Genomic DNA, 4,928 nt, shown 5'->3' with positions numbered 1-4,928 from the left:
GGGCTTCCGCAGCGTTACCTTTTCGTTATAGAGTGCTCGCACGGTGATCGTTTTGCTGTGGCGATCACCGGCATGTGATTGCTCTTGGTGCAAAGGGAAAGGGCCGGTCGGAAGCCTCTCCGACCGGCCCTCACTCTCGCCGCCACGCCGCGACGAGAACCGCGGTGGTGATTCACACCCCGCCGCCACCGCCTCCGCCGCCACCCCCGCCGGCAGAACCGCCGCCGCTGGAGCCGCCCGACGTCGACGACGACGATGCGGCCGCCGTCGACAGCGACGCGATGCCGCTGGAGAACGACGAGGAGTCGAACCCGGCGGTGCCGTAGTACCAGTACGGCGCGACACCCGCGCCGTACATGACGGCGAGTTGCTGTGCCCACGCCTTCTCCTGACCGAAGACGACCGCGTACGGAAGCAGCTTCTCGTACAGGCGGATCATCTGCACCCGGTCACCGGGATCGACCGACACCCGCTCCGCGCCCGCGGGTGACTGCAGCATGCGGATACGGTCGGCTTCGGCCCACTCGATGAACATCTCGAGGCCCTTGAGGTGGTCACGCACCTCGGCGCCCTCGGCGCTCAGCGGCTTGCGTGCGACCAGGACCATCGTCAGCACCGCCAGCGCGATCGAGGCGAACATCACCAACAGCGGGATGCCCGCATCCACCCCCGACGAGATCGCCACGACGCCGAGCACCACCGTGAGGGCCATGACGCCGAGCGAGACGAGGATCGGCAGCGCGCGCGCACGCCCAGGGACCGGGCGACGCAGGCCGGCGCGTGTCAGCTCTCGATTCGCGGCCTTGATGATCTTCTGCGCCGCCGTCGAGAAGCGCCGGTCCTGCGAGCCGAACTCGTACTCCGCCCCGGGCGCCCCAGACGGCCCGAACAGTCCGTCAAGAAGCATGCGCCCGTCGCCGTCGGCCCGGCTGCGGTCCAGCAGCTGGGCCTTGAGCTTGGTGCCGCCGAAGAACTTCTTGTCCCCCTCGACGATCCGGATGCTCCCGACGATCGCCTGTTCGAGAACCTCGGCGGGGATCGCCTTCATCGTGCGCCCGAGCATCACGGCCGACTCGAGCGCATCCACCTGCCGCGGCGGGGTGAACTCGGCGATGATCGTCGGGCGACCGGGCGCGTCGGAGAGCGAACGCCGCCGGTGCACGATCGCGAAGACCACAGCCCCGATCATCCCGAGCCCCGACAGACCCTGTGCCCACCCCCACGGCGAGGCGAGGTAGCTCGTATCGAAGAGCACGAACGTGTCGTCCTCGAACCCGACCGCGATGGTCACCGTCTCGAACCGGTCCAGCGCAACACCGCCGGCCTCGATCACGACGGTTCCATCCTCGCCCTGGTTCGTGCTGATCGGACAGGCGTCGGCGACGCCGTCGCGACCGAAATAGCACGCCTGTTCGCCCGTGAGGGAGTCGGCGAGCTCGGGTTCGACGGTGAGCGTGACCGAGACGTCGCCGAACGGCTGACGCCAGTCGAGGCCGTTGATGTCCCAGTAGAACTCGTCGCCGGTGTCCGGGAAGCGCCACGTGACGTTCTCGAGCTCGTACGTGAACACGTAGGTCTGCTCGCCGTGCACGTAGTCGTCGGCGGCGGAGGTCATGACGAACGATCCGTCCTCCTGCTCCACCTCCACGGCGCGGGGCCGTCCGTCTCCGTCGGTGACCGACAGGAGTTCCGGGAAGAGCGGCTGACCGTTGTAGGTGTCGGGGATGATCCGCCGCATGCCGCGGTTCTGGTCGGAGTCGGGGAACTCGGCGACGAAGGTCTCCACGACGTGCAGGGTGGTGTGGCCGTTCTCGTCGAGGCCGAGGGTGTAGTCGGCGTGCATGCTCGCGAACGAGAAGTCGTCGACATCGGCGGCGGCCGCCGGAGCCGAACCGACGGCGACGAGGGCGATCGCGAGCGCCACGGCGGCGACGACGCTCCGCTTCAGACGCGCGCGCACATCCTGGACCGCCCCCGTGACAGACATGTCTCCAGCCTAGGGGGCACGATTCGGCCTACTCTTTCTCCATGACCGATCGCCGTCTCGCCGTGGAAGCGTGGGAGAGCCTGTTTCGCGCCCAGCACGAGATTCTCGACGAGATCAGCGCCGACTTCCATGACGACGAGCTCGGCCAGGGCGAATACGACGTGCTGCTGACAGTCACGCGCGGGTCCGAGATGACCGCGCGCCTGCGTGACATCACCGCCAACATGCTCATCAGCCAGCCGAGCGTGTCGCGCCTGGTCGACCGGATGGTGCAGCGCGGCCTGATCTCGAAATGCCCCGATCCCGACGACGGTCGCGGCTCGCTCGTGCGCGCGACGGAGCGCGGCGCGACCACCTTCCGTCGTGTGGCGTCGCAGCACGCCCGCTCCATCGCGGACCGGATGTCGTGCCTCGACGACGACGAACTCGCCCGACTCCGCGACATCACGGCCAAGCTGCGAGCTCGCGCCTGATCCCCTGCCGCTCTTCGCGCCTTCTGCGGGAGCACTCGGTTGCCGCTCGATGTCGCTCGAGAGTGTTCGGTTGCCGCTTATCGTCGGTTTCGGCCCCGGATGCGACATCCCGCGACCGGTGAATGGCGGGATGCGACATCCTGCGCCATATGAATCGGGCGCACGGCTCCTCCACAGAGCGGGAGGAAGCAGCGTCATCCCCGGATGCCGGGAAGTGGCGGGTGCGGCGCGAGCGGTGACGCGATAGTCGGGTGCATGCCACGACGACCGGAGCCGATCGATCCGCGGCTGGGCGTCGCCTTCTCCGTCGCAGAGGCCCGCCGGATGGGCGTGAGCGCACGACGCCTGCGCGGACGGGACCTGGAGATGCCGTTCATCGGCGCTCGGATGCGTACGACCGGCGCCGCCGACATCGCGTCGGAGACCGCGACGCCCGGCGCTGCCGCCGCGCGACGAAGACGGCAGGACACGGCGAGGAGGGCGGCCGCCTACAACACGGTGATGTCGGACCACGCGTTCTTCAGTCATGGCACGGCGGCCGCGCTGTGGGGGCTGCCCCTTCCGAGCGGCGCTCTCGAGCCGGACGCCCTCGACGTCTCCGTCGCCGCGCCGCACCGTGCGCCGCGCGCGGCGGGGGTCCGCGGTCACCAACTGGCGGCTCACCTCGTCTCGGTCCGGATCCGCGACGGGATGCGCATCGCGTCGCCCGCGGCGACCTGGGCGCAGCTCGGCGGCATCCTTTCGCTCGACGACCTCGTCGCCGCCGGAGATGCACTTCTCCACCGACCTCGCACCGAAGATGGGCATCGCACCGGACCGGAGACCGCCCTCGCGACGTTCGCTCAGCTCGAGGCCTCGATCGAAGCCGGTCGCCGGATCGGCGCATCCGCACTCCGCCAGGCACTGCCGCTCGTGCGCGAAGGGGTGGCGAGCCCCACCGAGACCGCGCTTCGCCTCGGGCTGTGGCGTGCGGGGCTCCCCGATCCGATCCTCGATCACGATGTGCGAGACGATCGCGGCAACCTCGTCGGGTGCACGGAGTTCGCCTATCCGGACTTCAGCCTCCTGATCGAGTGCGAGGGCGACCACCATCGCACCGACCGCCGCCAGTGGAATCGCGACATCGAGAAGTACGGGCGATATCAGGATCTGGGATGGACCGTCCTGAGGTTCTCAGCCATCCACCTCGCCCCGAGTGTCACCCTCGCCGTGACCCGCATCCGCCACCATCTCGAACAGCGCGGCTGGGCACGCGATCCGTCCGCGTGACCTAGCGCGGTCGTGGTGTTCGGTTGTCATTCGATGCCGGTTTCCGGAGCCGATGCGGCATCCGGTGACACATGAACCAACGGATATGGCATCCCGTGACAGGTGAACCGGAAGATGCGGCATGCGGCGGGTCAGCACTCGATGACGTTCACCGCGAGACCGCCCTCGCTGGTCTCCTTGTACTTGTGCGACATGTCGATGCCGGTCTGACGCATCGTCTCGACGACCGCATCGAGCGACACGAAGTGCGACCCGTCGCCACGCAGGGCCAGCCGCGCTGCGGTGACGGCGGTGGATGCGGCAATCGCGTTGCGCTCGATGCAGGGGATCTGCACGAGCCCACCGACGGGATCGCACGTCAGGCCCAAATGGTGTTCCATCGCGATCTCCGCGGCGTTCTCGATCTGGCGGTTCGTGCCGCCCATCACCGCCGTCAGCCCGCCGGCCGCCATCGCGCACGCCGACCCGACCTCGGCCTGACAGCCGCCTTCCGCCCCCGAGATCGACGCGTTCGCCTTGAAGAGCGACCCGAGAGCGGTCGCCGTGAGAAGGAAGCGCCGGATGCCGCGGCGGCGGTTCGCCTCCGCGACGGCGTCGCCATCCCCCGCGTCGGCGACATCGCCCGCGGTGCCGAACCCGAAGAGGGCGCTGCCGCCCAGTTCCCCGTGGGGCGTGACGGCGTTTCCGGCGCCGAGTCCCGAGTCGGCCAGGAAGCGCCACCAGTACATCGCGACCGCCGGCAGGATTCCGGCCGCGCCGTTCGTCGGCGCGGTGACGACCCGGCCTCCGGCGGCGTTCTCCTCGTTCACGGCTAGGGCGAACGCGCCGAGCCACTCTCCCGGCAGCTCGCGACCACCGGCTGCAGTGGCGTCCTCGAGCTGTGCTCGGATCGCGCTCGCGCGCCGCTTCACCTTCAGCATGCCCGGCAGCACCCCGTCGGCGTGCAGACCCGCCGTCACACAGCCGGCCATTGCATCCCAGATGCGATCGAGGCCGGCCGCGACCTCGGCCTCCGAGCGAAGCGCCGTCTCGTTCATGCGCGCGGCCTCGGCAGGTGGCGCTCGTCGCAGATCGCGAGCAGCTCCTCCGCCGAATCGAAGCGGATCGGTGACGGAGTCGCTCCGATCCTCGGGGCCTCGCCGTCGCGCCGGATGAACCCGCCGCCCACGGAGTAATAGGTCTCCTCAGCCAGCACGCCG

The 4,928-nt window shown here is 69.4% G+C and carries 3 protein-coding genes and 1 pseudogene; 2 read left to right on the top strand and 2 right to left on the bottom strand.

Translation table 11 applies throughout. From position 1 onward, the window contains the following. Window positions 1–172 precede the first annotated feature (172 nt). Complete coding sequence (locus B4E30_RS14650; protein ID WP_286795869.1) at window positions 173–1,987, bottom strand: DUF2207 domain-containing protein; 1,815 nt, start codon at window positions 1,985–1,987, stop codon at window positions 173–175. A 41-nt stretch (window positions 1,988–2,028) separates the two neighbouring features. Between B4E30_RS14650 and B4E30_RS14645 the strand changes: the two genes are divergently transcribed. Then, a complete protein-coding gene (locus tag B4E30_RS14645; RefSeq protein WP_286795867.1) occupies window positions 2,029–2,460 on the top strand; it encodes a MarR family winged helix-turn-helix transcriptional regulator in 432 nt (143 codons plus the stop codon). A gap of 255 nt (window positions 2,461–2,715) precedes the next feature. Beyond that, complete coding sequence (locus B4E30_RS14640) at window positions 2,716–3,729, top strand: hypothetical protein (protein WP_286795865.1); 1,014 nt, start codon at window positions 2,716–2,718, stop codon at window positions 3,727–3,729. Window positions 3,730–3,860: 131 nt separating this feature from the next. On the opposite strand, the pseudogene B4E30_RS14635 reads toward B4E30_RS14640, so the two are convergent. Next, a pseudogene (locus tag B4E30_RS14635) lies at window positions 3,861–4,928 on the bottom strand (L-serine ammonia-lyase, iron-sulfur-dependent, subunit alpha); the annotation flags it as partial.

It is taken from the genome of Microbacterium sp. UBA3394 (genome assembly GCF_002358725.1).
Lineage (GTDB): Bacteria > Actinomycetota > Actinomycetes > Actinomycetales > Microbacteriaceae > Microbacterium > Microbacterium luteum.
The sequence above is the reverse complement of the archived record's forward strand: the minus strand, read 5'-3'. Positions and strand labels throughout refer to the sequence as shown.

Coding starts and splice junctions, on each gene's coding strand:
- B4E30_RS14650 (WP_286795869.1), bottom strand. CDS start 1,987: ATGTCTGTCACGGGGGCGGTCCAGGATGTGCGCGCGCGTCTGAAGCGG.
- B4E30_RS14640 (WP_286795865.1), top strand. CDS start 2,716: ATGCCACGACGACCGGAGCCGATCGATCCGCGGCTGGGCGTCGCCTTC.
- B4E30_RS14645 (WP_286795867.1), top strand. CDS start 2,029: ATGACCGATCGCCGTCTCGCCGTGGAAGCGTGGGAGAGCCTGTTTCGC.